The sequence below is a fragment of the Rhizobium sp. 01L410 genome, from assembly GCF_056400165.1.
The window spans coordinates 110713-134594 of record NZ_JBFTST010000011.1 but is presented as its reverse complement, the minus strand read 5'-3'; the positions used below and the strand labels follow the sequence as shown (position 1 = coordinate 134594).

The 23882-nt window shown below is 62.5% G+C and carries 26 protein-coding genes and 1 riboswitch; of the genes, 10 read left to right on the top strand and 16 right to left on the bottom strand.

The genetic code is table 11. The features are described from left to right. The first annotated feature begins 35 nt into the window (after positions 1-35). From AC1DV9_RS22650 to AC1DV9_RS22640, 3 genes are all read left to right on the top strand, one after another. On the top strand, positions 36-233 hold the full coding sequence (locus tag AC1DV9_RS22650) for a hypothetical protein (protein ID WP_112390444.1): 198 nt from the start codon (positions 36-38) through the stop codon (positions 231-233). A gap of 102 nt (positions 234-335) precedes the next feature. Then, positions 336-1790, top strand: a complete 1455-nt coding sequence (gene hydA, locus AC1DV9_RS22645) for a dihydropyrimidinase (RefSeq protein ID WP_477950122.1) — start codon at positions 336-338, stop codon at positions 1788-1790. 5 nt (positions 1791-1795) lie between these two features. Then, the gene (locus AC1DV9_RS22640; RefSeq protein WP_477950121.1) at positions 1796-2173 is read left to right on the top strand and encodes a hypothetical protein; all 378 of its coding nucleotides are present in this window, start codon (positions 1796-1798) and stop codon (positions 2171-2173) included. Positions 2174-2175: 2 nt separating this feature from the next. Here the strand turns inward: AC1DV9_RS22640 and AC1DV9_RS22635 are convergent, their stop codons facing one another. Further along, entirely contained in the window at positions 2176-2589 is a 414-nt protein-coding gene (locus tag AC1DV9_RS22635; RefSeq protein ID WP_477950120.1) for a cupin domain-containing protein, read from the bottom strand. A 99-nt stretch (positions 2590-2688) separates the two neighbouring features. Between AC1DV9_RS22635 and AC1DV9_RS22630 the strand changes: the two genes are divergently transcribed. From AC1DV9_RS22630 to AC1DV9_RS22605, 6 genes are all read left to right on the top strand, one after another. Then, positions 2689-3471, top strand: coding sequence for an ABC transporter ATP-binding protein (locus AC1DV9_RS22630; protein ID WP_112516358.1), 783 nt, complete (start codon positions 2689-2691; stop codon positions 3469-3471). 201 nt (positions 3472-3672) lie between these two features. Then, complete coding sequence (locus tag AC1DV9_RS22625; RefSeq protein WP_112516356.1) at positions 3673-4557, top strand: ABC transporter permease; 885 nt, start codon at positions 3673-3675, stop codon at positions 4555-4557. Beyond that, positions 4554-5681, top strand: a complete 1128-nt coding sequence (locus AC1DV9_RS22620) for an ABC transporter permease (RefSeq protein ID WP_477950119.1) — start codon at positions 4554-4556, stop codon at positions 5679-5681. Before AC1DV9_RS22625 ends, AC1DV9_RS22620 begins: the two co-directional genes overlap by 4 nt. A 57-nt stretch (positions 5682-5738) precedes the next feature. Further along, positions 5739-6710 (top strand): ABC transporter substrate-binding protein, encoded by a 972-nt coding sequence (locus tag AC1DV9_RS22615; protein ID WP_477950118.1) that lies wholly within the window; start codon positions 5739-5741, stop codon positions 6708-6710. A gap of 420 nt (positions 6711-7130) precedes the next feature. Then, positions 7131-8324 carry an efflux RND transporter periplasmic adaptor subunit gene (locus tag AC1DV9_RS22610; protein WP_477950117.1) on the top strand — a complete coding sequence of 398 codons (1194 nt, stop codon included), beginning with the start codon at positions 7131-7133 and terminating at the stop codon, positions 8322-8324. Positions 8325-8335: 11 nt separating this feature from the next. Then, positions 8336-11641: an efflux RND transporter permease subunit gene (locus AC1DV9_RS22605; protein ID WP_112445868.1), complete on the top strand. Its 3306-nt coding sequence runs from the start codon at positions 8336-8338 to the stop codon at positions 11639-11641. 216 nt (positions 11642-11857) lie between these two features. Here the strand turns inward: AC1DV9_RS22605 and crcB are convergent, their stop codons facing one another. Next, the gene (crcB, locus tag AC1DV9_RS22600) at positions 11858-12289 is read right to left on the bottom strand and encodes a fluoride efflux transporter CrcB (RefSeq protein ID WP_477950116.1); all 432 of its coding nucleotides are present in this window, start codon (positions 12287-12289) and stop codon (positions 11858-11860) included. A 52-nt stretch (positions 12290-12341) separates the two neighbouring features. Next, positions 12342-12404: riboswitch (Fluoride riboswitch) on the bottom strand. Positions 12405-12508: 104 nt separating this feature from the next. Next, positions 12509-13261 carry an SDR family oxidoreductase gene (locus tag AC1DV9_RS22595; protein ID WP_477950115.1) on the bottom strand — a complete coding sequence of 251 codons (753 nt, stop codon included), beginning with the start codon at positions 13259-13261 and terminating at the stop codon, positions 12509-12511. Between the two features lie 111 nt (positions 13262-13372). Here AC1DV9_RS22595 and AC1DV9_RS22590 point away from each other — a divergent pair, with 111 nt between their 5' ends. After that, on the top strand, positions 13373-14314 hold the full coding sequence (locus AC1DV9_RS22590; RefSeq protein ID WP_477950114.1) for a LysR substrate-binding domain-containing protein: 942 nt from the start codon (positions 13373-13375) through the stop codon (positions 14312-14314). A gap of 10 nt (positions 14315-14324) precedes the next feature. Here the strand turns inward: AC1DV9_RS22590 and ureG are convergent, their stop codons facing one another. The 13 genes from ureG to urtD all read right to left on the bottom strand — a co-directional run bounded on the left by ureG (position 14325) and on the right by urtD (position 23881). Then, positions 14325-14936, bottom strand: coding sequence for an urease accessory protein UreG (gene ureG / locus AC1DV9_RS22585; protein ID WP_112390432.1), 612 nt, complete (start codon positions 14934-14936; stop codon positions 14325-14327). 76 nt (positions 14937-15012) lie between these two features. Continuing rightward, on the bottom strand, positions 15013-15684 hold the full coding sequence (locus AC1DV9_RS22580) for an urease accessory protein UreF (RefSeq protein ID WP_477950113.1): 672 nt from the start codon (positions 15682-15684) through the stop codon (positions 15013-15015). A gap of 6 nt (positions 15685-15690) precedes the next feature. After that, positions 15691-16260 carry an urease accessory protein UreE gene (locus AC1DV9_RS22575; RefSeq protein ID WP_477950112.1) on the bottom strand — a complete coding sequence of 190 codons (570 nt, stop codon included), beginning with the start codon at positions 16258-16260 and terminating at the stop codon, positions 15691-15693. An 81-nt stretch (positions 16261-16341) separates the two neighbouring features. Next, positions 16342-17211 carry a GGDEF domain-containing protein gene (locus tag AC1DV9_RS22570; protein WP_112390429.1) on the bottom strand — a complete coding sequence of 290 codons (870 nt, stop codon included), beginning with the start codon at positions 17209-17211 and terminating at the stop codon, positions 16342-16344. Between the two features lie 314 nt (positions 17212-17525). Beyond that, positions 17526-19235, bottom strand: coding sequence for an urease subunit alpha (ureC, locus tag AC1DV9_RS22565; RefSeq protein WP_310293988.1), 1710 nt, complete (start codon positions 19233-19235; stop codon positions 17526-17528). 3 nt (positions 19236-19238) lie between these two features. Next, complete coding sequence (locus AC1DV9_RS22560; protein ID WP_477950168.1) at positions 19239-19862, bottom strand: Urease operon accessory protein; 624 nt, start codon at positions 19860-19862, stop codon at positions 19239-19241. Positions 19863-19878: 16 nt separating this feature from the next. Beyond that, complete coding sequence (locus AC1DV9_RS22555) at positions 19879-20295, bottom strand: lysozyme inhibitor LprI family protein (protein WP_112390427.1); 417 nt, start codon at positions 20293-20295, stop codon at positions 19879-19881. A gap of 33 nt (positions 20296-20328) precedes the next feature. After that, positions 20329-20634, bottom strand: a complete 306-nt coding sequence (locus tag AC1DV9_RS22550; RefSeq protein WP_477950111.1) for an urease subunit beta — start codon at positions 20632-20634, stop codon at positions 20329-20331. A gap of 10 nt (positions 20635-20644) precedes the next feature. After that, a complete protein-coding gene (locus tag AC1DV9_RS22545; RefSeq protein ID WP_310293984.1) occupies positions 20645-20899 on the bottom strand; it encodes a DUF1272 domain-containing protein in 255 nt (84 codons plus the stop codon). 10 nt (positions 20900-20909) lie between these two features. Continuing rightward, positions 20910-21212, bottom strand: a complete 303-nt coding sequence (locus AC1DV9_RS22540) for an urease subunit gamma (protein ID WP_112390424.1) — start codon at positions 21210-21212, stop codon at positions 20910-20912. A 21-nt stretch (positions 21213-21233) separates the two neighbouring features. Then, the gene (locus AC1DV9_RS22535; RefSeq protein ID WP_477950110.1) at positions 21234-22055 is read right to left on the bottom strand and encodes an urease accessory protein UreD; all 822 of its coding nucleotides are present in this window, start codon (positions 22053-22055) and stop codon (positions 21234-21236) included. A gap of 159 nt (positions 22056-22214) precedes the next feature. Next, positions 22215-22910, bottom strand: a complete 696-nt coding sequence (gene urtE, locus AC1DV9_RS22530) for an urea ABC transporter ATP-binding subunit UrtE (protein ID WP_477950109.1) — start codon at positions 22908-22910, stop codon at positions 22215-22217. Positions 22911-23125: 215 nt separating this feature from the next. After that, positions 23126-23881 carry an urea ABC transporter ATP-binding protein UrtD gene (gene urtD, locus AC1DV9_RS22525; RefSeq protein ID WP_477950108.1) on the bottom strand — a complete coding sequence of 252 codons (756 nt, stop codon included), beginning with the start codon at positions 23879-23881 and terminating at the stop codon, positions 23126-23128. Between the last annotated feature and the right edge of the window lies 1 nt (position 23882).

The window sequence follows — 23882 nt, the reverse complement described above, 5'->3', positions numbered from 1 at the left end:
TCCGAAGGAAAATTGCCGCCAACGGAGGCCGGTGAATGTCGACCGACAACCTCATACTTGAGCACTTGCGTGCCATCCGGGGCACCGTCGAACGGCTCGCCGACGACATGCAGGTCGTCAAGCAGCGTCTCGGCATCCTCGAACATCAATATGCGACCATTTCGACACGGCTCGACCGCATCGATGAACGCGTCTTGCGGATCGAAAAGCGGCTTGATCTCGTCGAGGCATAGCCCCCTCGAGCATTTACCGAACATCACCGGACTGCTTCGCACGCAACCTCTCCACTAGGGGATGCGATCGGTCACCTGACTCAATAAGAACAGGGAACAGCCATGACCACAGTCATCAAGAATGGAACCATCGTCACCGCCGACCTGACGTATAAAGCCGACGTGAAGATCGAAGGTGGCAAGATCGTCGAGATCGGGCCGAATCTTTCGGGCAACGAGGTGCTGGACGCCACGGGCTGTTACGTCATGCCCGGCGGCATCGATCCGCACGTCCATCTCGAAATGCCCTTCATGGGCACCTATTCCTCCGACGATTTCGAGAGCGGCACGCGGGCGGCGATGGCCGGCGGCACCACCATGGTCGTCGATTTCTGCCTGCCCGATCCCGGCCAGTCGCTGCTCGATGCGTTGAAGCGCTGGGACAACAAGTCGACCCGCGCCAATTGCGACTATTCCTTCCACATGTCGGTGACCTGGTGGGGCGAGCAGGTCTTCAACGACATGAAGACCATCGTGCAGGAAAAGGGCATCAACACCTTCAAGCACTTCATGGCCTACAAGGGCGCGCTGATGGTCAACGACGACGAGATGTTCGCGTCGTTCTCGCGTTGCGCCGAACTCGGCGCGCTCCCCCTCGTTCACGCCGAAAACGGCGATGTCGTCGCCGCCATGCAGCAGAAGTTGATGGACGAAGGCAACAACGGGCCGGAGGGACACGCCTATTCGCGCCCGGCCTCGGTCGAGGGCGAAGCCACCAACCGCGCCATCATCATCGCCGATATGGCTGGCGTGCCGCTCTATGTCGTCCACACCTCCTGCGAACAGGCCCATGAAGCGATCCGCCGCGCCCGCCAGAACGGCATGCGCGTCTATGGCGAGCCGCTGATCCAGCACCTGACGCTCGACGAGACCGAATATTTCAACAGGGACTGGGACCACTCCGCCCGCCGCGTCATGTCCCCGCCCTTCCGCAACAAGCAGCATCAGGACAGTCTCTGGGCCGGTCTCTCCGCCGGTTCGCTGCAGGTCGTGGCGACCGACCACTGCGCCTTCACCACCGACCAGAAGCGCACAGGTCTCGGCGACTTCCGCAAGATCCCGAACGGCACCGGCGGCCTCGAAGACCGCATGCCGATGCTCTGGACCTATGGTGTCGCGACCGGCCGTATCACCATGAACGAGTTCGTGGCGGTGACCTCGACGAATATCGCCAAAATCCTCAACGTCTATCCGAAGAAGGGTGCAATCCTCGTCGGCGCCGATGCCGATATCGTCGTCTGGGATCCGAAGCGCTCCAAGACGATCTCGGCTAAGAGCCAGCAGTCGGCGATCGATTACAACGTCTTCGAAGGCAAGGAAGTCACCGGCCTGCCGCGCTACACGCTGACCCGCGGCGTCGTCGCCATCGAGGAATCGACCATCAAGACGCAGGAAGGCCACGGCCAGTTCGTCAGGCGCGAGCCCTTCCAGGCCGTCAACAAGGCGCTCTCCACCTGGAAAGAGCTGACCGCACCCCGCAAGGTCGAACGCACCGGCATCCCGGCGAGCGGGGTGTGATATAGATGCGCGGCCAAGTCATTCTGACAATTGTTTCATTGGCCGCGCTCTCCACCGCGGCTTTCGCCGATACGCTGCCCATCAAGGGCAGCTACGGCAACAAGGACGGCTGCGCCTACGCCAAATCGGGCGAAAGCACCGGCTCCGACAACTTCTTCCTGCTGACCTCGGAAGCGATCACCACGGCCGCCTCCTATTGTGAGATCAAGAAGGTGCTGAAGACCGAGGGCAAGAATTTTACGGCCACGGTCTCCTGCCAGGCCGAGGGTGAGGAAGGCGAGAGCGAGGACACGGCGAAGATCACCTCCGGCCCCAAGGGCTACACGATCGGCTTCACCTCGGACGCCGCCATCAAGTGGGGGCCGCTGCCGCTATGCAAATAGCCTCAATCCGGCACGATCCTGTCGAGTTCCGGGAGCAAGACGACGCTCTCCTGCTCGTTGGGATCTGTCCGCGCGATGATAGCCGTGCAGGGCGTGCTGCTCAGATTGGCGGGCAGATGCGGAACGCCGGCCGGGATGTAGAAGAGCTCGCCGGCATGGACGATGACATGGTTCTCGAGATTGTCGCCATACCAGGTATGCGCCTCGCCGGAGAGCATGTAGATCGCCGTCTCGTGCGCCTCATGCAGATGCGCCTTGGCCCGCACGCCGGGCGGGATCGTCAGGAGATGCATGCAGATGCCCTTGGCGCCGACCGTTTCCGCGGCAATGCCTTCGAAATAGCTGAGCCCCTGCTTGCCGTCATAGGCGTGGCTGGGGCGAACAATGTGGCAGGTGGGCTTTGACTTAGCGTCCATTCTCATCCTCCATGGACTTTGCCGCGGCGTGTGAAACCGGGCGGCAGCATAACACGCAAACCGCGCAGGCGCGGGGAAAACAGGACTGGTAACATCTCGATGCAAGCAGCCTCCGTCGTATCCGCCAAGGATCTCTGTCTCACCTTCCAGACGAATGACGGGCCGGTGCATGCGCTGAGCAATGTCAATCTCGACGTCAACAAGGGCGACTTCGTCTCCTTCATCGGCCCATCCGGCTGTGGCAAGACGACGTTCCTGCGCGTCATCGCCGATCTGGAAAAGACGACATCAGGCGAGATCAGCGTCAACGGCATGACGCCGGAAGAAGCCCGCAAGGCCCGCGCCTACGGCTACGTCTTCCAGGCGGCCGCGCTCTATCCCTGGCGGACGATCGAGAAGAACATCGCCCTTCCCCTTGAAATCATGGGCTACTCGAAAGCCGACCAGAAGAAGCGCATCTCTGAGGCTCTCGAGCTCGTCGAGCTTGCCGGCTTCGACAAGAAATTCCCCTGGCAGCTGTCAGGCGGCATGCAGCAGCGCGCCTCGATCGCCCGCGCACTCGCCTTCGACGCCGACCTGCTGCTTATGGACGAGCCCTTCGGCGCGCTGGACGAAATCGTCCGCGACCATCTGAACGCCGCTCTGCTGAAGCTCTGGGCCCGCACCAACAAGACGATCTGCTTCGTCACCCACTCCATTCCGGAAGCGGTCTACCTCTCCACCAAGATCGTCGTCATGTCCCCCCGCCCCGGCCGCGTCACCGACATCATCGACTCGACGCTGCCGAAGGACCGCCCGCTCGGTATCCGCGAGACGCCGGAATTCCTGGAGATCGCGCATCGGGTGCGCGAGGGTTTGAGAGCGGGGCATAGTTATGAGTGAGACCTTGGCATTCGTGGCCACCCCCCTCTGCCCTGCCGGGCATCTCCCCCACAGGTGGGGAGATTGGCTGGGCGCACCCACTCGTTCCAACATTGATGTCTGGCGCGAAGCCGGCCACGAGTCGATCTCCCCCCTTGCGGGGGAGATGTCCGGCAGGACAGAGGGGGGTAACCCCACCCACTCAACTCAGAGGATGTCCGCATGAAACCCGACACCCTCAAGGACAAGATCGTCCCGGTCCTGACCATCCTCGCCGCCCTCGTCGTCATCTGGTACATCGCCGCCGTGTTCATGAACGCGCCGTTCCAGCGCGACATGGACCAGCGAAACAACATCACGCCGACGACATCCGAATTCATCTCCGCCACGCTCTCCCAGCCGAAGCCGATCCTGCCTGCCCCGCATCAGGTGGCGCAGAATGTCTTCGAAAACACCTTCCTCAGAAAGCTCTCCAGCAACCGCAGCCTCGTCTATCATGCCGGCGTGACGCTTTCCTCGACGGCGCTCGGCTTCGCGCTCGGCACCATGCTCGGCATCCTGATTGCCGTCGGCATCGTCCATATCAGGGCGCTGGACCGCAGCCTGATGCCATGGATCATTGCCTCGCAGACGGTGCCGATCCTGGCGATCGCGCCGATGGTCATCGTCGTGCTCGGATCGATCAACATCACCGGACTGATCCCGAAAGCGCTGATCTCGACTTATCTCTCCTTCTTTCCTGTCGCCGTCGGCATGGTGAAGGGGCTGCGCTCGCCCGAAGTCATGTATCTCGACCTGATGCGCACCTATAATGCCAGTGCTGCGCAAACCTTCTGGAAGCTGCGGGTGCCGGCCTCGGTTCCCTTCCTCTTCACCTCGATGAAGGTCGCGATTGCCGCCAGCCTCGTCGGCGCCATCGTAGGCGAATTGCCGACCGGTGCCGTCGCCGGGATCGGCTCGAAGCTGCTCGCCGGTTCCTATTACAGCCAGACCATCGACATCTGGGCGGCGCTGGTTGCGGGTTCCGTGCTGGCGGCACTGCTCGTGGCGATCGTCGGGCTCGCCGCCAAGATCGTCGATCGCGCCATGGGCGGGAGGCCGGCATGAAGTATCTGACGCTTTCCTGGCAAAGCGCGCTGGCGCTGCTCTTCTGTATCGGCGCCATCGTTTCGCTGCCGCTTCTGGCGAACGGCGCCCCCGCCCCGTTCAGCAGCCAGACCACGACGCTTGTCGTCATCATTATCGCCGCCGCAGCGCTGATTTCGCTGCCGGCGCTGCCACCGCTCTATTCGGCGACCGTGCTGCTGCTGGCCTCCTTCGATGCCGCCTGGCTGCTCCTGTCAGGCATCACGGGCAACGAGGGCATGGCGACGAAAGCTTTCTTCCTGCTGATCGCTGCCGCCTGGCTGCTCGCCTGGCGCTGCGTCACGCTGCTGTCGGATGTGAAGCCGTTGTCGAATACCGGCAAATCCTTCCTGCGGCTGTTGATCCCGGCAATCTTCGGCGCCTGGATCCTGATCCTCTGGGAGGCGGCAACGCGCGGCGGCGGCATCCCCTTCGTCATCCTGCCGCCGCCGAGCACCATTGGTGTGCGGATCGCCAATTCTCTGCCGATCCTCGGCGAGGACGTGCGCCAGACGATCTTCAAGGCCGTGCTGTTCGGCTATGTCGTCGGCTGCGCCTCCGGCTTCATCGTCGCGATCCTCGCCGACCGCGTCGCCTTCCTGCGCCGCGGCCTGCTGCCGATCGGCAACATGGTCTCGGCCCTGCCGATCATCGGCGTCGCACCTATTATGGTCATGTGGTTCGGCTTCGACTGGCCGTCGAAGGCCGCCGTCGTCATCATCATGACCTTCTTCCCGATGCTGGTGAACACGGTGGCGGGTCTCTCCGCCTCCGGCGCCATGGAGCGGGACCTGATGCGCACCTACGCATCCGACTACTGGCAGACGCTGCTGAAGCTCCGGCTTCCGGCGGCCATGCCGTTCATTTTCAACGCCCTGAAGATCAACTCGACGCTGGCGCTGATCGGTGCCATCGTTGCGGAATTCTTCGGAACCCCTATCGTCGGCATGGGCTTCCGCATCTCCACAGAGATCGGCCGCATGAATGTCGACATGGTCTGGGCCGAGATCGCCGTCGCGGCGGTGGCTGGCTCGGTTTTCTACGGCGTCGTCGCCCTTGCCGAACGGGCGGTGACTTTCTGGCATCCGTCTATCCGTGGTGGCTAGGCGTCGCTTTGTTCCCGCAAATGGGATTGGGGCATAACTTCAGAGGGAAAAAAGAAAATGAAGAAGTTGATGGTTGCAATGATGGCGAGCGCCATGTCGCTCGCCGCCGTCCACGCGATGGCGGCCGACAAGGTGACGCTGCAGCTGAAGTGGGTCGCGCAGAGCCAGTTCGCCGGCTATTACGTCGCCAAGGACAAGGGCTATTACGAAGAAGAAGGCCTCGACGTCGACATCAAGCCGGGCGGCCCTGACATCGCCCCGGAACAGGTGATCGCCGGCGGCGGCGCCGATGTCATCGTCGACTGGATGGGCGGCGCGCTGGTGGCCCGCGAGAAGGGCGTTCCGCTCGTCAACATCGCCCAGCCCTACCAGAAGTCGGGCATGGAAATGATCTGCCGCAAGGACGGCCCGATCAAGACCGAAGCCGATTTCAAGGGTCATACGCTCGGCGTCTGGTTCTTCGGCAACGAATATCCGTTCTTCGCCTGGATGAACAAGCTCGGCCTGAAGACCGAAGGCGGCGCCGATGGCGTGACCGTGCTGAAGCAAAGCTTCGACGTCCAGCCGCTGCTGCAGAAGCAGGCCGACTGCATTTCCGTCATGACCTACAATGAATACTGGCAGGCAATCGATGCCGGTCTGAAGCCTGAGGATCTGACCGTCTTCAACTACAGCGCCATGGGCAACGATCTTCTCGAAGACGGCCTCTACGCCAATGAGGACAAGCTGAAGGACCCGGCTTTCAAGGAAAAGATGGTCAAGTTCGTCAAGGCCTCGATGAAGGGCTGGAAATACGCCACCGAAAATCCGGATGAAGCAGCAGGCATCGTCGTCGATGCCGGCGGCCAGGACGAAAACCACCAGAAGCGGATGATGGGCGAAGTCGCCAAGCTGATCGGCGACGGCAGCGGCAAGCTCGACACGACGCTTTACGACCGCACCGCCAAGGCTCTTCTCGACCAGAAGATCATCACCAAGGAGCCATCCGGCGCCTGGACACACGACATCACCGACGCCGCTTCCAAGTAAGCGGAATAGGCGACATCACGGAGAACGCGCGGAGAGATCCGCGCGTTTTCTGCTTTTTTAACGCCGATTGAAATTATTTGGCGTGCGCATGTCGCATCTGCCATGTCTCGATCGTCTTCAGATTATACGTTGCGATCAATCATCGGAATGCAAACATAACCTGACGGTGATTGATCTATACGTAAACGGTAATTAATGTGCCGCTCATGGGGAATTGTTTTCTAGCGGTCTTGTACGTCGCGCAAACCGATACCACGTACAAAACCAGATTTGCCGGACCGGGGACTTCTCTGTATGAGAGACGGCAAATGCGGGAATACCTCTGAGTAGTTAGACAGAGACGGGAATGGCCTGTTCGCAAGCTGCAGCATCGCTGCGCCGATTTTGGCCGACCATTTTGACATAATTGGATGACGACGCATGGCACGCACGCTTGAAATACTACGCGCCTCCACCCTTTTGATCGCCATCATGGCGGTATCGCCGGTCTTTGCCCAGGAGGCCGAAACGGCCACCACGAAGCCGAAGCAGAACCTTCCGGCGATCGTCGTCACCACGGCGAAGACCCGCGCGCTCGTCGATCGCGTCGTTGCCACAGGCACCGTCAAGGCCGTCGAGGAAGTCTATATCCAGCCGCAGGTCGAGGGCCTGTCGATCAGCTCGCTGAATGTCGATGTCGGCGACAAGGTCGCTGCCGACAGCACGATCGCCACGCTGAACCCCGATTCCCTGCTGTTGCAGAAGAGCCAGATGCAGGCGACCAAGGCCAAGGGCGAGGCATCGCTTGCCCAGCTTCGCGCCCAGCTGGTCGAAGCCCAGGCCAATGCCTCCCAGGCCCGTCAGCAGCAGGACCGCGCCCAGGAAATGGTCAAGAAGGGTACCGTCTCGACTGCAACGGTCGAACAGGCCGATGCGGCTGCCGCCTCCGCCAATGCCCGTGTCAGCTCCGCGGAGCAGGCAATCGAGGTCGCCCAGGCCGATCTGAAGGTCACCGACAGCCAGATCGCCGATGCCGACCTGAAGCTCGCTCGCACCGACGTGAAGACGCCCGTTACAGGCACTGTGGCGGCCAAGAACGCCAATGTCGGCGCCATCGCATCCGGTACCGGCGATCCGATGTTCACCATCATCCGTGACAACGATATCGAACTCGTCGCCGAAGTCGGCGAAAACGACATCATGAAGATCCAGCACGGCCAGAAGGCGACGATTTCGCTTGCCGGCAGCCGCGAGAAGCTCGCAGGCTCTGTGCGCCTGGTCTCGCCGACCGTCGATCCGACCACCCGGCTCGGCCTGGTGCATATCCTGATCGACGACGACAACAAGGCGCGCTCCGGCATGTATGGCAGCGCCGAAATCATCGTCAACACGGCTGAGAACGTGGCACTGCCGCTGTCTGCCGTGCTCACGACGAACGAGGGCTCGTCTGCCCGCAAGGTCGAGAACGGCGTGGTGAAATTCGCCGCCGTAGAGACCGGCATCCAGGACGGTGCCTTTGTCGAAATCACGAAGGGCCTGAAGGACGGCGAGGAAGTCGTTGCCAAGGCCGGTGCCTATGTTCGCGACGGTGATCACATCACCCCTGTCCGCGAACAGCCTGCTGCTTCCAACTGAGAGACGGCCCGATGAACTTTTCAGCCTGGTCCATCCGAAACCCCGTAGCGCCGCTGCTGCTCTTCGGCCTGCTGCTTTTTGTCGGCATCCAGTCGTTCAACAAGCTGCCGATCACGCGCTTCCCGAATATCGACGTGCCGCTGGTCTCGATCGTCGTGACACAGAGCGGCGCCTCGCCCGCCGAACTCGAAATGCAGGTGACCAAGGAGATCGAAGACGCGGTCGCCTCGATCACCGGCATCGATGAAATCCAGTCGACGGTGACGGACGGCCAGTCGCAGACGGTCGTCATGTTTCGCATGGAAGTGCCGACCGAACAGGCCGTGCAGGACACCAAGGACGCGATCGACCGCATCCGCAGCGATCTTCCGGCCAATGTCGAAGAGCCGATCGTCTCCAAGGTCGATGTCGAGGGACAGGCGATCCAGACCTTTGCCGTCTCCTCGCCCGACATGACGCTCGAGGAACTCTCCTGGTTCGTCGACGACACGATCAAGCGCTCGCTGCAGGGCCAGAGCGGCATCGGCCGCGTCGACCGTTACGGCGGCGCCGAGCGCGAAGTGCGCATCGAGCTCAACCCCGACAAGCTGAACGCCTACGGAATCACCGCGGCCAGCGTGAACCAGCAGCTGCGCGGCACCAACGTCGACCTCGGCTCCGGCCGCGGCCAGGTGGCAGGCAGCGAGCAGGCGATCCGCGTCCTCGGCGACGCCCGCAATGTCGCCGAACTTGCCAACACCACGATCGCGCTGCCGAACGGCCGCTTCGTCAAGCTGACCGATCTCGGCGCCATCAAGGACACCTATCAGGAACCGAAATCCTTCTCGCGCTTCGACGATACGCCCGTCGTCACCTTCGGCGTCTTCCGCTCCAAGGGCGCCAGCGAAGTCAGCGTCGCCGAGACGGTGGCGCAGAGCCTCGACAAGGTGCGGGCGGAAAATCCGAATGTCGGCATCGAGCTGATCAACGATTCCGTCTATTTCACCTATGGCAACTACGAAGCCGCCATCCACACGCTGCTCGAAGGCGCGCTGCTGGCCGTCATCGTCGTCTTCCTGTTCCTGCGGAACTGGCGCGCAACGCTGATCTCGGCGATCGCGCTGCCGCTGTCGGCGATCCCGACCTTCTGGATCATGGACCTGATGGGTTTCTCGCTGAACCTCGTCAGCTTCCTGGCCTTGACGCTGGCGACGGGTATTCTCGTCGACGATGCGATCGTCGAAATCGAAAACATCGCCCGCCATATCAAGATGGGCAAGACGCCCTATAGGGCGGCGATCGAGGCGGCCGACGAAATCGGTCTCGCCGTCATCGCCACGACGTTTACGATCATCGCCGTCTTCGTGCCGGTGTCGTTCATGCCGGGCATTCCCGGCCAGTACTTCATCCAGTTCGGCCTGACCGTCGCCTTCTCGGTGTTCTTCTCCCTTGTCGTCGCGCGTCTGATCACGCCGATGATGGCCGCCTATCTGATGCGCGCCGAAGACGGCCAGGAAGATCACCACGATAACGATGGCGCCTTCTTCCGCGGCTATACCCGGCTGATCCGCGCCACCACCGGTCACTGGTGGAGCCGTTATGCGACGCTGATCGCCGCCATCGGCTTCCTCATCGGATCGGTCTTCCTGCTGTCGCAGGTTCCGGGCAGCTTCCTGCCGCCGGAAGACGCCTCGCGCATCGTGCTCTCGGTCGAGCTGCCGCCGAATGCGACACTCGATGACACCGACAAGACCAGCAACGCGATCTATGAGCGCGTCAAGGATATCGACGGCGTCGAAAGCGTCTTCGTTCTCGGTGGCGCTTCGCCGAAGGGCGATCTCGAGCTGCGCCGCGCGACGATCACCCTTTCGCTCCACAAGCTCGATCAATCGCTGGTCAAGAAGCTGGTCAACGACGTGCTCGGCTCCATCCCGGTCATCGGTCCGCATCTGCCGAAGGTCGAGGTTCATGGCCGCGTGCGCCCGCAGTGGGATATCGAAAAGGAAGTCTTCGCCAAGGTGAAGGACATTCCTGACGTCCGCATCCTGAAGCTCAACGACCGCGGCGAACGCGACCTGTCGTTCAACTTCCTCTCCAAGAACGATCAGGACCTCAACGAGGCCGTCGGTCTTCTGGAATCGAAGCTGCGCGCCGATCCGCTGCTCGCCAATGTCAGTGCCGATGGCGCCCTGCCCCGTCCGGAACTGCAGGTCCGCCCGCGCAAGGATCAGGCCGCCCGTCTCGGCATCACGCCGCAGCAGATCTCCGAGACCATCCGCGTCGCCACCATCGGCGACGTCGATGCCGCACTCGCCAAGATCTCGCTCGACGACCGACAGATCCCGATCCGCGTCCAGGCATCGCTCGACATGCGCCGCGATCTCCAGGCCATCCGCGCCCTGAAGATCCAGACCGCCAGCGGCGGCAGCGTGCCACTCTCGACGGTCGCCGACATCGACTATTCGGAAGGTGTCAGCTCGATCAAGCGCAACAACCGCTACCGCGTCGTGGCGATCGGCTCCGACCTGCCGCAGGGCGTGGCGCTGGATACGGCCTCGGCCCGCTTCCTCGAGATCGTCAAGGATACCAAGATCCCGTCCACGGTGCAGCTGGTCGAAAGCGGCGACACCAAGGTGCAGAAGGAAATGCAGCAGAGCTTCGTCAACGCCATGTTGATGGGCCTGATGCTGGTGCTTGCGGTGCTGATCCTGCTCTTCAAGAACGTGATCCAGCCCTTCACCATCCTGTTCTCGCTGCCGCTGGCAATCGGCGGCGTGGCGGTCGGCCTGCTGGTCACCAACAATCCGCTGTCGATGCCGGTTCTGATCGGCATCCTGATGCTGATGGGCATCGTCACCAAGAACGCCATCCTGCTCGTCGATTTCGCCATCGAGATGCGCCGTCACGGCCTGTCTCGCGTCGAAGCCATGGTGGAGGCCGGCCGCAAGCGTGCCCGCCCGATCATCATGACCTCGATCGCCATGTCGGCCGGCATGCTGCCCTCGGCCATGGGTGTCGGCGAAGGCGGCTCGTTCCGTGCGCCGATGGCGATTGCCGTGATCGGCGGTATCATCGTCTCCACGGTGCTGTCGCTCGTCGTCGTCCCCTCCTTCTTTTTGATCATGGACGATCTCTCCCGCCTGCTCGGCTGGATGTTCGGCCGCCTCGTCGGCAAGAAGGATGTGGAAGAGCCCACCTTATCCCGCGAAGAACTGACGGAAGCCGTCGGCTCGTTGAAGGACCGGGTGAGCGCGATCGAAAACCCGGAAGCCAAGCAGAAGAACGCCAACAGCAACGGCAAGAACGTGCTCCGGCTCCCGCCCTTTGCGGCGGAGTAACGGGGACGTCTCTTACAAAAAGGCCGGGCTCAATGCTCGGCCTTCTTGTTTGCGGGATGGCGCACAGACCACCGCGTTTCCCTCATCCCTGTGCTCGTCACAGGGATCCAGCCGGCCCAAGTCCTTGGGCCGAAAAGACTCTTCCCGCCACGCAGACGCGCGGCGACTGGATTCCTGTGACAAGCACAGGAATGAGGGCATTTTGGTTGCCGCCCCTCACACCTCTTCCTCCACCCTCAACTGCGCCACCTGCTTCTCCCCGCCGTTGAAATAAGACGCAATCAAATGCCCAGCCGAAACGGCAGCGACGCAAAGCACCACCGAGACGGCGATATTCACCCCTGCCCGCATCATGGCGCCCGAACGGATCAGATCGAGCGTCTGCAGGCTGAAGGACGAGAAGGTGGTGTAGCCGCCACAGAGACCGATCATCACGAAGAGCCGCATGTTCTCCGACACCGGAAAACGGCCATGCGCCAGCGTCAGCGTGCCGAACAGGCCGATGATGAAGGAGCCGGTGATGTTGATGAGGATCGTCCCCCAAGGCAGGTTGCCGCTGATCGGCGTCGCCAGGACAGAGATCAGGTATCGCGCCAGGGTGCCGAGAGCGCCTCCAGCCATGATGATCAAGCAGGTATAGAGTGACATGCACGCCTCATTGTATCGGCGGGCAGTAGACACACTCCCACCGTCGATTGAAATCGCGGTAGGAGTCATCAGCCATCACGGCGGTTATCGGGGGCACTCCATCCCCATCGCGAATAGGCTAATCGCGGCAGGCCGGAGATGCAACAGGCCCAAGCCGCGTCATTTTGCATCGCTGTGGCCGCGTCTGGCCACAGCGTCGATATCACCTGCCGGAACGCATCAGGCCGAAAAGCCGCCATCGGCGACAATCTCGGCGCCGGTGACGAAGGCGGCGCCAGGGCTTGCGAGATAGGCGACGACGCTGGCGATCTCGTAATCCTTGCCGTAGCGGCCAACGGCGATGCCGGGACCGACGATCTGCGAAATCGGTCCGCCATCCGGGTTCATGTCGGTATCGGTCGGGCCGGGATGGACGGTGTTGACGGTGATCCCCTTCGGCCCGAGATCGCGAACCAGACTGCGATTGAACCCGGCGACGGCGCCCTTGGTCAGCGTGTAGAGCGAAGCGGTCGGAAAGGCCGCGTAACGCACCATCGACGAGCCGATATGAATGATGCGGCCGCCGGGCTTCATCCAGCGCACGGCCTCCTGCGTCGCCACGAACATGCCGGTGACGTTGACGGCAATCATCCGTTCGTAATCCGAAAATGTCGTCACCTCGATGGCGCCAGCGAGCGCGATGCCGGCATTGTTGACGAGAATGTCGATTGCGCCGAAGGCTTCCCCGGTCTTTGCCACCGCGGCCCGCACGGCAGCGGGATCGCCGGCATCGGCCTGGATTGCGATGGCTCGTCCGCCACCAGCCTCGATATCCTTGACGACAAGCGCGGCGCGGTCGGGCGACGCATGGTAGGTGATGGCAACCGCCGCCCCATCCGCCGCCAGCCTTCTGGCGATGGCAGCGCCGATCGAGCGCGAGCCGCCAGTGACGAGTGCTGCCTTGCCTGACAGGGGTTTCGATAGATCGGTCATTGTCTAAGCTCCAGGTGTCGTTTCGATGGAGCGGAATATGGCCAGTCTATTCCATTGCGATTAGCGGGTAATGGATTTAATAAATTTCAAGCAATCGTTGAAAGTGAAGAGATGGAATCTCTGATCAACCTGGAATCCTTCGTCAGGACCGCGGAGCTCGGCAGCTTCTCCGCCGCGGCGCGACGGCTGGCGATGACGCCCGCTGCCGTCAGCCGCAACGTCGCCGTGCTCGAGGCCAATCTCGGCATCCGGCTCTTCCAGCGCAGCACCCGCAGCCTGACGCTGACCGAAGCCGGCGAGCGCTTTCTGCAGGCGATTGGCGACAATCTCTCCGGCCTGCAGAATGCCATCGCCTCGGCGGCATCAGATGAAGCGGCGCCTTCGGGCACGTTGAGAGTGAGCATGAGCCCGACGCTCGGCATCGGTTATATCCTGCCGTTGCTGCCGGATTTCCTCGCGCGCTATCCGCTGATCCGGCCGGAATGGATGTTCGAGAACAGGCAGGTCGACTTGATCGCCGAGGGCTATGATGCGGCGATCGGCGGCGGCTTCGAGCTGGCGCCGGGCGTGATCGCCCGCACCCTTGCCCCTGCCCACATCATCGCCGTCGCCTCCCCCGCCTACATGCGGGGGAGATCACCACCCGAGGAACCGTCGGACATGGCCAGGCTCGACGGCATCGTCATGCGTGCCAACCGCACCGGCAAGATCCGCATGTGGCAGATGCGCAATGTCGCCGGCGACGAGCAGACGGCGGCGCCCAGAGAGCGGGTCGTGGTCGATGATCCGGCAGCCATGCGCGAGGCCGCGCTGATGGGCATCGGCGTGGCGATGATCGCCAAGCCGGACGCGCTGCCGCATCTGGAATGTGGCGATCTCGTCCGTGTTGTCCCGCAATGGTATGTCGATGCCGGACCGGTCTCGATCTACTATTCGGGCAGGAAACTTCTGCCGCTGAAGACCCGCGTCTTCATCGATTTCGTTCTCGAAGCCTCGCGGCGGGAAAACTGGGCAGAACGCTTCACCGGAAGCCTCGGCGAGCATGGCCCCTGACGCTTCCGCGTCAGAGCCCGCCATGCTCCTTGAGGAAGCTGACGATCGAGCCGATACCATCGCCGCGCTTCATGTCGGAGAAGACGTAGGGGCGGGTTGCCCGCATGCGCGTCGCGTCCCGGTCCATCACATCCAGATCGGCACCGACATAGGGCGCCAGATCCTTCTTGTTGATGACAAGAAGGTCCGACTTGGTGATCCCAGGCCCGCCCTTGCGGGGGATTTCCTCGCCCTGGCAGACGGAAATCACATAGATAGTGATATCGGCGAGGTCAGGAGAAAAGGTCGCCGCCAGATTGTCGCCGCCGGACTCGATGAAGACGACGTCGAGATCGGGGATGCGCTGGTTCAGCCCGGCGATCGCCTGCAGATTGATCGTCGCATCCTCGCGTATGGCGGTATGCGGGCAGCCGCCGGTTTCGACGCCGACGATGCGGTCCGACGGCAGCGCCTGCATGCGCATCAGCGCTTCGGCATCCTCGGTCGTGTAGATGTCGTTGGTGACGACGGCGACAGAATAATCGTCACGCATCGCCTTGCAGAGCTTCTCCGTCAGCGCCGTCTTGCCGGAGCCGACAGGCCCGCCGATGCCGACGCGGAGAGGTCCGTTTCTCGATTTCATAGGTGTTACTCCAATTCACCCGATGATAGCGCCCGGCTATCACGCCTGCCACCGGCAAATGACGCAGATGCCTGCCTTACGAGCGGAAAAGTCTGGTGCTCTGGGTCTCGTGCCGCAGCGTCGAGATATCGGCCTGAACGGCCGCCGAACCGAGATCGTCGGTCGTCGCGGCCGAGGCCTTTCTGGCGATCTCTGCAATGACAGGTTCGAGCTTCGCCAGTATGCCGACGCCATCCTTCTGACCGCCGACACCGAGGCGGATACCGGCCGAGACGGCCTGCGAGACATAGGCATGAAGGAAAGCGGCCAGCGCCTTGTCTAGCGCGACGTCATGGGCGCCTGCGATGGCGCCGACGGCAACAGGATAGGCCACATGTTGCGGCAGCCGCTCGAAGACAGGATCGGGCCAGGCCCGCGCTGCCGTGAGGAAGGCATCGCCGAGCAGCATCGTTTCCTGATGCCGTTCCCGAGAGCCGGCGAGCGCTTCGGCAAGTGCGGCGAGATCGCCGATCGCAGCGGCATCGCCCTGCCCGCGCCATGCAGCGGAAAAGATCACGGCATCGTTCCAGATGCCGCCATGGGTCAGCAACGTCGAAATCCACGTCTCGAGTCCCGCGGCATCGGTGACGAGGCCGTCATGAACCGCGCGCTCCAATCCGCCCGAATAGGCGAATGAGCCGACCGGGAAGGCCGGCGACAGCCACGCCATCAGGCGCAGCAGCGCCTGGAGATCATCCGCTTGCGTCATCGCCGCTCAGTCGTGAGAGTGATGGTGTCCGTCACCATGCTTGTGGTCGTGATCATGATGATCATGATCGTGGTCGTGGCCATGCTTATGGTCATGGTCGTGCCCATGATGATCGCCGTGATCGTGACCATGGTGATCGTGCCCATGGCTGTGATAGGCGCCGCGGGCAGGCTGGAAGGGCTCGGTGACTTCGAGAACCAGCGCGCCAAGACCCTGCAGCATGGTGCGGATCACGTGGTCGCGGAGGATCAGGATGCGGTCTTCCTCGATCTGCGCGGCCAGATGCCGATTGCCAAGATGCCAGGCAAGCTCGATCAGATGAACACCATTCTTGCCGCGGATTTCGAACAGCTTCTCATCCGCCGCCAGGATCTCGATCAGCTCGCCGTCGTCGCGCACCAGAAGGTCGCCATTGGCGAAGAGCACGGGATCCTTGAGATCGAGCATCACCATGCCGCCGCTTTCCAGATGCAGCAGCTTGCGGCGCAGGTGGCGCAGATCATGTGGCAGCTTCACCTGCTCGATCGGGTGGGAGGACGGTGTACCGGCGGGAAGATAGGATGTGACGCGTTGCATGGGACTTATCCATTTTGCAGAGACCGTGACCTTGCAAAATAGCGGGCGGCGGCGCAAGCGCCAATCCCGCCCGGGGAGTGGCTAAATGCCGTAGGCGCGCTGCGCGCCGTCATAGCCGGCATCGTCGTCGCCCTGAACGGCAAGACCGTTCTCCACCAGGCGGCTATGCCAGGCGTGGTGCAGACCTTCGCTCTCGTGGACGACGCGGTTTCGCCCGAGCGCCTTGGCGAGATAGAGCGCCTTGTCGGCCGAGGCATAGACCGCCTCCTTGTTCCGTCCCGGTTCGAGATCGGCGATCCCGGCCGAGATGGTGATCGGCACGGTGCAGCCGTCGGCGGTGATCGGCTGGCAGGCGATCTGTGTCTTCACCTGCTCGACGCGCTCAAGCCGCGCCGCCAGCGGAAAGCCGGTGACGATGACGCCGAATTCCTCGCCGCCGAGGCGGGCGACCACCGAGCTGTCGTTGAAGGCCGTCGCCAGGATTGCCGAGATGGCGATGATCACGGCATCGCCGCAGGCATGGCCGAAGCGGTCGTTGATCGCCTTGAAGCGATCGACGTCGAAGATGACCAGCGACGCATCGGCTTCAACCGTTGCCAGCGCCTCGGTAAAGGCGCGGCGGTTCAGCAGGCCTGAGAGCATGTCGGTGCGGCTGAGCTTTTCGAATTCCGCCCGCGAGATCGTCAGGTGATGCAGCGCAAAGCCCGCGATCAACGACAGGAGACCACAGGCCGCCCCGCCGAACAGCCATGAAAACACGATCCCGAGGCTCAGCGAATGGGCAAGCGACAGCGGCAGCAGATCGAAGAAGGAAAGCGGCGGCAACACGATCAGCATGATGACGGCGGAGAGGATGATGGCGGAAAAGCTCATCTTCAGCGCGAAGCTGAAAATGGTGCCGCGATGCTGAAAATTGCCGAGCCCCATCTGGAGCATCATCCAGTTTTTCATGCGAATCGACCTCCAGCCCCGGCACCCCATGGCATTTGATTAGAATGCATTTGCTGCCGGGTTCTTAAGCCGATCGTTAAGATTTGAGCGAGTTCGGCCGAATTAATGAAGTTGCATTTTCACGGGCAGGCCGCACCCGCCCTCAACCTGAATCAGAACTGCTGAACGCCTGATTAAATCTCTGATATCACGCGCATTTCATTCCACACCGATGCGCTGACGAAAGCCACGTTTCGAGCACGAAGATTTCCCGGAATTTCTGCAACCACCCGGAGAATGCCGTTAACGAAACGCTTTCGGCAGCCCTCCGTGCCTCAGAACAGGAAGTAGCGCTGTGCCATCGGGAGAACGGTCGCCGGTTCGCAGGTCAACAACTCGCCATCGGCCCTGACTTCATAGGTCTCTGGATCGACCTCGATATGCGGCGTCAGGCTGTTGTGGATCATCGACGCCTTGGAAATTCCGCCGCGCGTGTTCTTCACGGCGACGAGATTCTTGGCAACACCGAGCCGTCCCTTGAGGCCTGCATCCAGCGACGCCTGCGACACGAAGGTGACCGACGAGGTGGTGCGCAGCTTGCCATAGGCGGCAAACATCGGCCGGTAATGCATCGGCTGCGGGGTCGGGATCGAGGCGTTCGGATCCCCCATGGGCGCCGCCGCGATCGAGCCGCCGAGCAGCACCATCTCCGGCTTGACGCCGAAGAAGGCGGGGTTCCACAGAACCAGGTCGGCGCGCTTGCCGACCTCCACCGAGCCGATCTCGTGGCTGAGGCCCTGAGCGATTGCCGGATTGATCGTGTATTTCGCGATATAGCGGCGGACGCGGAAATTGTCGTTCTCGCCCTTTTCTTCCGGCAGGCGGCCACGCTGACGCTTCATCTTGTCGGCCGTCTGCCAGGTGCGGATCGCCACTTCGCCGACCCGGCCCATGGCCTGGCTGTCGGAGGAGATGATCGAGAAGGCGCCGATATCATGGAGGATATCTTCGGCGGCGATCGTCTCCTTGCGGATCCGGCTTTCGGCGAAGGCGATATCTTCGGGGATCGACGGCGACAGATGATGGCAGACCATCAGCATATCGAGATGCTCGGAGATCGTGTTGACCGTGTAGGGCCGCGTCGGGTTGGTGGATGACGGGATGACGTTCGACTGGCCGCAAATCTTGATGATATCGGGCGCGTGCCCGCCACCGGCACCCTCGGTATGGAAGGCATGGATGGTGCGGCCCTTGAGCGCCCCGATCGTGTCTTCCACGAAACCGCTCTCGTTCAGCGTATCGGTGTGGATCATCACCTGGATGTCATATTCGTCGGCCACCGAAAGGCAGCAGTCGATCGCCGCCGGCGTCGTACCCCAATCCTCATGCAGCTTCAGCGACGAGGCACCTGCCAGCACCATCTCTTCGAGTGCAGCAGGAAGCGACGCGTTGCCCTTCCCCGCCAGCGCCAGGTTCATCGGAAAGCCGTCGAAGCTCTCGATCATCCGCTCGATATGCCAGGCACCGGTGCAGGTCGTTGCGAGCGTGCCATGCGCCGGGCCGGAGCCGCCGCCCAGCATGCAGGTGATGCCGGACATCAACGCCTCCTCGATCTGCTGCGGGCAGATGTAATGGATATGCGCATCCATGCCGCCGGCCGTGACGATCTTGCCCTCGCCCGCGATCGCTTCCGTCGATGGGCCGACGATGATGTTGACGCCCGGCTGCGTGTCGGGATTGCCCGCCTTGCCGATCGCCACGATGCGCCCGTCCTTCAGCCCGATATCGGCTTTCACGATCCCCGTGTGATCGATGATCACCGCATTGGTAATCACGGTATCGACCGCGCCCTGCGCCCGCGTCGCCTGGCTCTGTCCCATGCCGTCGCGGATCACCTTGCCGCCGCCGAACTTCACTTCCTCGCCATAGGTCGTGAAGTCCTTTTCGATCTCGATGAATAGCTCGGTATCGGCCAGCCGCACCTTGTCGCCGACGGTCGGTCCGAACATGCTGGCATAGGCGGCGCGGGAGATCTTGTGGGGCATATGTCAGGCTCCTTGGGAGGAAGAATGAGGTGGTTCGGCGGCGTATCGTTTCAGCCGCCCGGCAGCGATATATCCATCGACAAGCTGCCGCTCGGCAGCAAATGGGTGGCCGTCCCAGCCTGCATGACCGAACCCCGCAAGCCCGATATCGGCGCCGGGGAACCGGCGGAAGGCTTGGGCTATCGCGATCAAGCCGGTGCTCGGCACGACGTAAGGCTCGGGGTGAAAGGCGGCGAGCGCGTCGTCCACCGCCTCATGAATCACTTTCTCAACGACCACATGCCGTTTGCCAGCTTCCTTGCAGAAGGCCTTGAACTGACTCGTGTAATCGTCGCAGAAGTCGTCGAGCTCGGGATGAGAGATAGCGAGCGGCGCCCGCATCTCCGCAAATTTTTCCGGATCGCGCACGCACCAGATTTCCGACGCTTCGACGACGCCGGGCAGTGTCCGCCAACCGGTATCGCCGGTCATTGCCTTGCCCGGACGGCCGGTATTGCAGACAGCGACCGCATCGGTGCGGCCAGGGCTTGCAGCATAGGACCGGCATTCGTTGAAGCGGATGACGAAATCGGCCGCAGTGATCGCCGCGCGCCCCTCGTCTCCCACCTCACCGTTGCCGACGATCATGATCTTCTGTCCCACGTCAGTTGCCGCCCAATGCGTCGGCAAGCGCCTTCAGTTCCTTGGTTCTGGTATCGCTGAGATTGGCGAGGCACCCGGCCACCAGCATCGGCTCCATCGTCCCGCCGCGGGCCTGAAAGCCTTCGGCCTCGCATTGCGCGTCGCGATAGGAGATCCAGGCACGCTGCGCGGTGAGCAGCGCCTTCTCGGCGCCGCGATCGTTCTCGTCCAGGTCCTCGTCGGTCGCAGCCGCCGCAGTGCGCGTTTCCTTCCACTGGGCGTTCAGCGCCTTGTCGGCCTCGCCATAGCGATCCTGCTCGCAGCTTGTCATCTCCGCCTGCGTCTCAGGGTTCTTGCAGTCGGTCTCCTCCTGCGCGAATGCGCCCGAAGCCATTATTACGCCGCCCGCCAATGCAAGCAGGCCGATCACCAAACGCATCATTTCCTCCCGTCTTCTGTTATTTTTTGTGCTTCAAAGCTTGCCCATGACCAGCTGGCGGAAGCCATAGACTTCGCGCTTGCCCGACAGCGGGATCAGCGTCACCTCGCGGGTTTGCCCCGGCTCGAAGCGGACGGCGGTACCGGCGGGAATGTCCAGCCGCATGCCGTGCGTCTTCTCGCGTTCGAAGGAGAGCCCCGCATTGGTTTCGGCAAAATGATAATGGCTGCCAACCTGCACCGGGCGATCGCCGGTGTTCGACACGACCATCGTCAGGGTCGGTGCGCCGGCATTGAGTTCGATGTCGCCGCTTGCGGCAATGATTTCGCCTGGGATCATGTCTTTCTCCTCACGCAGCCTTCTGGGGCGCGCAGCCCTCGGCCTTCAATACACGTTTGGTCGACGCCGGGTTGTTGGCGAGCTTCCCGGCCGGGCGGACCGGGCGGCGGGTGAATTCGCCACCGCAGTTCGGGCACTTGCCGCCGAGCACATCTTCGGCGCAAGCAGCACAGAAGGTGCATTCGAAGCTGCAGATCATCGCCTCCAGACTTTCGGGCGGCAGGTCCTTGTCGCAGCATTCGCAGTTCGGACGCAGTTCCAGCATCGCGGCCTCCTTAGCGGATCGGTTCGTGGACGGTGACGAGCTTGGTACCGTCAGGAAATGTCGCCTCGACCTGCACGTCGTGGATCATCTCGGCGATGCCTTCCATCACCTGATCGCGGCCGACGACATGAGCGCCGGCCTCCATCAGATCGGCGACGGAACGCCCGTCACGCGCGCCTTCGACGACGAAATCGGTGATCAACGCGATGGCTTCCGGATGGTTGAGCTTGACGCCGCGCTCCAGCCTGCGGCGCGCCACCATTGCCGCCATGGAGATCAACAGCTTGTCTTTTTCTCTCGGAGTGAGGTTCATCGTTCATCCATTCCAGCTGAATTACAGGTTCCAGACTTTCGGCACCGGCGCGCCGTTGCGCAAGGCGGATATGATCGGAATCAGGATTTTTCTAAGCGCGAAACCATCGGCTGCCGCGGCGCGCACGACAAGCTTGCCATTCCACGAACTGACGCCCGCCATATGCCCTTCGAGCAGCGGCCGAACCTTAGCGAGATAGCTGTCGGCCAGCGGACCGGCATAGAGCATCGTCGCAAACGCCACCTGCCCGCCCAGAACCGGCTGCAGCGCTGTCAGCGCGCCGACCGCGCCATCGAGCCGGAGTTCCTCGGCATGAATAAGCTTGCCCGCGCGGCGAATGCGCCAGCGGTCGCGAAACAGCCCCGTCTCCATCGCCTCGCCCATCGCCTTGCGGCCGAGCAGGATGGCCTCGACGGCCAGAAAGTCGGCAGTCTCGTCGAGATCGACGTCGAGGCGGCGAAACAGCGAGGCGCGGTCGAAGAGAATGGTTTCCTGCGGCAGCCAGTCGACCCGCGATCCGGCACCGGCGCTGATCGTGGTCGTGACTTCGGCAGTGCCCGCCGATGCCTTGTAGATCTTCTCGCAGGCCTGGGTAGTGACGTCGATGCGCGTGCCGGGACCGGCAACGACGCTCCAGTTCATCCGGTCGCCGCCCGTCAGTCCGCCGGCGGTGTTGATGATGACGGCTTCCATCGAGGCATCGAAGGTGTCAGGCAGCCGGATCTTCGCCGCACCTTCCTGATAGAGCTCGCGAAGCCGCGTGCGCCCATCCAGCGTCTTGGCGGCCAGATGCCCGCGTCCCTCGGCTCTTTGCGGTCTGGTGCTTGCCGCAGCGATCGTCATCCCATCCCCTTGAACATCCGCCGGTCATCCGGCTGTTCTCATTCAATGCGCTAAACAAGTGAAAGCAAGCAATTCCCGTGCCGCCCGCAATCGCCTTCGCCGCAAAGCCGAACGGCTCGCCCCGGAACCGAGATTGCCGAAGAAAGCGGCAATTGCCGCTCAGACGGTCAGATGGCGGCGGGCCTCAGGCGTATCCAGCGTTTCCGCCAGCCCTTCATGGACGATCTCGCCGCGGTCCATGATGTAGACATAGTCGGCAAGCTCGCGGCAGAAATCGAGATATTGCTCGACCAGCAGGATCGCCATGCCGGTGGAATCCCGGAGATAGCGGATCGCCCGGCCGATATCCTTGATGATCGACGGCTGTATGCCTTCGGTCGGCTCGTCGAGCACCAGGATTTTCGGCCGCGTCACCATGGCCCGGCCGATCGCCAGCTGCTGCTGCTGCCCGCCGGAAAGATCGCCGCCGCGACGGGACAACATCGACTTCAGCACCGGGAAGAGGCTGAAGATATCGTCAGGGATGTTGCGGTCGCGGCGGCCAAGCGGAGCAAAGCCGGTCTCGAGGTTTTCCTTTACCGTCAGCAGCGGGAATATTTCACGCCCCTGCGGCACGTAACCGATGCCCTGCTTGGCGCGGGCAAACGGCGGCAGGCCGTTGAGCGCGGTATCGTTGAAGGTGACGCTTCCGGCCGAGAGCGGATGCTGGCCCGTGACGGCGCGCAGAAGAGAGCTCTTGCCGACGCCGTTGCGGCCGAGCACGCAGGTGATCTTGCCCATCTCCGCCTTGATCGAGATGCCGCGCAGGGCTTGTGCCGCGCCGTAGTGGAGGCTTGCGTTTTCGACTGTCAGCATGGTTGTCCCCTATGATCGCTTAGGGTTGGGGTACCCCCCTCTGCCCTGCCGGGCATCTCCCCCACAGGTGGGGAGATTGGCTGGGCGCACCCGCTCGCTCCAACGTTGATTGTTTGATGAGACGCCTGCCACCAGTCGATCTCCCCCCTTGTGTGGGAGATGCCCGGCAGGGCAGAGGGGGGTATCACGCCTACAACGTTCACGACGACCATCCCTCACCGCCCCAGATAATTCTCGATCACCTTCGGATCGGAACTGACAAAATCGATCGACCCTTCGGCCAGCATCGAGCCTTCCGCCAAACACGTCACCTTGACGCCGAGATCGCGGATGAAGCCCATGTCGTGTTCGACGACGACCACGGAACGGGTCTTGGCGATCTCCTTAAGCAGGATCGCCGTTTCCGCCGTCTCGGCATCGGTCATGCCGGCCACCGGTTCGTCGACGAGCAGCAGCTTCGGTTCCTGGGCGAGCAGCATGCCGATCTCCAGCCACTGCTTCTGGCCGTGGGAAAGATTGGCCGCGAACTCGTCGCGGCGATGCGTCAGGCGCACCGTCTCCAGGATTTCGTCAATGCGCGCCTTGTCGTCGCCGGAGAGACGGTAGAACAGCGTCGGGAAGACGCCGCGCTTGCGGTTCAGCGCCAGTTCCAGATTGTCCCAGACGGTATGGCTTTCGAAGACCGTCGGCTTCTGGAACTTGCGGCCGATCCCGAGTTGGGCGATGTCGGCTTCGTCGAGTTTCGTCAGGTCGGTCTGGCCATTGAAGAACACCTCGCCCTCGTCGGGCCGGGTCTTGCCGGTGATGATGTCCATCATCGTCGTCTTGCCGGCGCCGTTCGGGCCGATGATGGCGCGCAGTTCACCGGGCTCGATGACGATCGAGAGCGAATTCAGCGCCTTGAAGCCGTCGAAGGAGACGGAGACGCCGTTCAGATAGAGCACGCTGTTGGGTTTGATATCGGGGATCATG

Excerpts from the sequence above, each read along its gene's own strand:
- AC1DV9_RS22650 (WP_112390444.1), top strand. The coding sequence starts at position 36 with ATGTCGACCGACAACCTCATACTTGAGCACTTGCGTGCCATCCGGGGC.
- hydA (WP_477950122.1), top strand. The coding sequence starts at position 336 with ATGACCACAGTCATCAAGAATGGAACCATCGTCACCGCCGACCTGACG.
- AC1DV9_RS22640 (WP_477950121.1), top strand. The coding sequence starts at position 1,796 with ATGCGCGGCCAAGTCATTCTGACAATTGTTTCATTGGCCGCGCTCTCC.
- AC1DV9_RS22635 (WP_477950120.1), bottom strand. The coding sequence starts at position 2,589 with ATGGACGCTAAGTCAAAGCCCACCTGCCACATTGTTCGCCCCAGCCAC.
- AC1DV9_RS22630 (WP_112516358.1), top strand. The coding sequence starts at position 2,689 with ATGCAAGCAGCCTCCGTCGTATCCGCCAAGGATCTCTGTCTCACCTTC.
- AC1DV9_RS22625 (WP_112516356.1), top strand. The coding sequence starts at position 3,673 with ATGAAACCCGACACCCTCAAGGACAAGATCGTCCCGGTCCTGACCATC.
- AC1DV9_RS22620 (WP_477950119.1), top strand. The coding sequence starts at position 4,554 with ATGAAGTATCTGACGCTTTCCTGGCAAAGCGCGCTGGCGCTGCTCTTC.
- AC1DV9_RS22615 (WP_477950118.1), top strand. The coding sequence starts at position 5,739 with ATGAAGAAGTTGATGGTTGCAATGATGGCGAGCGCCATGTCGCTCGCC.
- AC1DV9_RS22610 (WP_477950117.1), top strand. The coding sequence starts at position 7,131 with ATGGCACGCACGCTTGAAATACTACGCGCCTCCACCCTTTTGATCGCC.
- AC1DV9_RS22605 (WP_112445868.1), top strand. The coding sequence starts at position 8,336 with ATGAACTTTTCAGCCTGGTCCATCCGAAACCCCGTAGCGCCGCTGCTG.
- crcB (WP_477950116.1), bottom strand. The coding sequence starts at position 12,289 with ATGTCACTCTATACCTGCTTGATCATCATGGCTGGAGGCGCTCTCGGC.
- AC1DV9_RS22595 (WP_477950115.1), bottom strand. The coding sequence starts at position 13,261 with ATGACCGATCTATCGAAACCCCTGTCAGGCAAGGCAGCACTCGTCACT.
- AC1DV9_RS22590 (WP_477950114.1), top strand. The coding sequence starts at position 13,373 with ATGGAATCTCTGATCAACCTGGAATCCTTCGTCAGGACCGCGGAGCTC.
- ureG (WP_112390432.1), bottom strand. The coding sequence starts at position 14,936 with ATGAAATCGAGAAACGGACCTCTCCGCGTCGGCATCGGCGGGCCTGTC.
- AC1DV9_RS22580 (WP_477950113.1), bottom strand. The coding sequence starts at position 15,684 with ATGACGCAAGCGGATGATCTCCAGGCGCTGCTGCGCCTGATGGCGTGG.
- AC1DV9_RS22575 (WP_477950112.1), bottom strand. The coding sequence starts at position 16,260 with ATGCAACGCGTCACATCCTATCTTCCCGCCGGTACACCGTCCTCCCAC.
- AC1DV9_RS22570 (WP_112390429.1), bottom strand. The coding sequence starts at position 17,211 with ATGAAAAACTGGATGATGCTCCAGATGGGGCTCGGCAATTTTCAGCAT.
- ureC (WP_310293988.1), bottom strand. The coding sequence starts at position 19,235 with ATGCCCCACAAGATCTCCCGCGCCGCCTATGCCAGCATGTTCGGACCG.
- AC1DV9_RS22560 (WP_477950168.1), bottom strand. The coding sequence starts at position 19,862 with ATGATCGTCGGCAACGGTGAGGTGGGAGACGAGGGGCGCGCGGCGATC.
- AC1DV9_RS22555 (WP_112390427.1), bottom strand. The coding sequence starts at position 20,295 with ATGCGTTTGGTGATCGGCCTGCTTGCATTGGCGGGCGGCGTAATAATG.
- AC1DV9_RS22550 (WP_477950111.1), bottom strand. The coding sequence starts at position 20,634 with ATGATCCCAGGCGAAATCATTGCCGCAAGCGGCGACATCGAACTCAAT.
- AC1DV9_RS22545 (WP_310293984.1), bottom strand. The coding sequence starts at position 20,899 with ATGCTGGAACTGCGTCCGAACTGCGAATGCTGCGACAAGGACCTGCCG.
- AC1DV9_RS22540 (WP_112390424.1), bottom strand. The coding sequence starts at position 21,212 with ATGAACCTCACTCCGAGAGAAAAAGACAAGCTGTTGATCTCCATGGCG.
- AC1DV9_RS22535 (WP_477950110.1), bottom strand. The coding sequence starts at position 22,055 with ATGACGATCGCTGCGGCAAGCACCAGACCGCAAAGAGCCGAGGGACGC.
- urtE (WP_477950109.1), bottom strand. The coding sequence starts at position 22,910 with ATGCTGACAGTCGAAAACGCAAGCCTCCACTACGGCGCGGCACAAGCC.
- urtD (WP_477950108.1), bottom strand. The coding sequence starts at position 23,881 with ATGATCCCCGATATCAAACCCAACAGCGTGCTCTATCTGAACGGCGTC.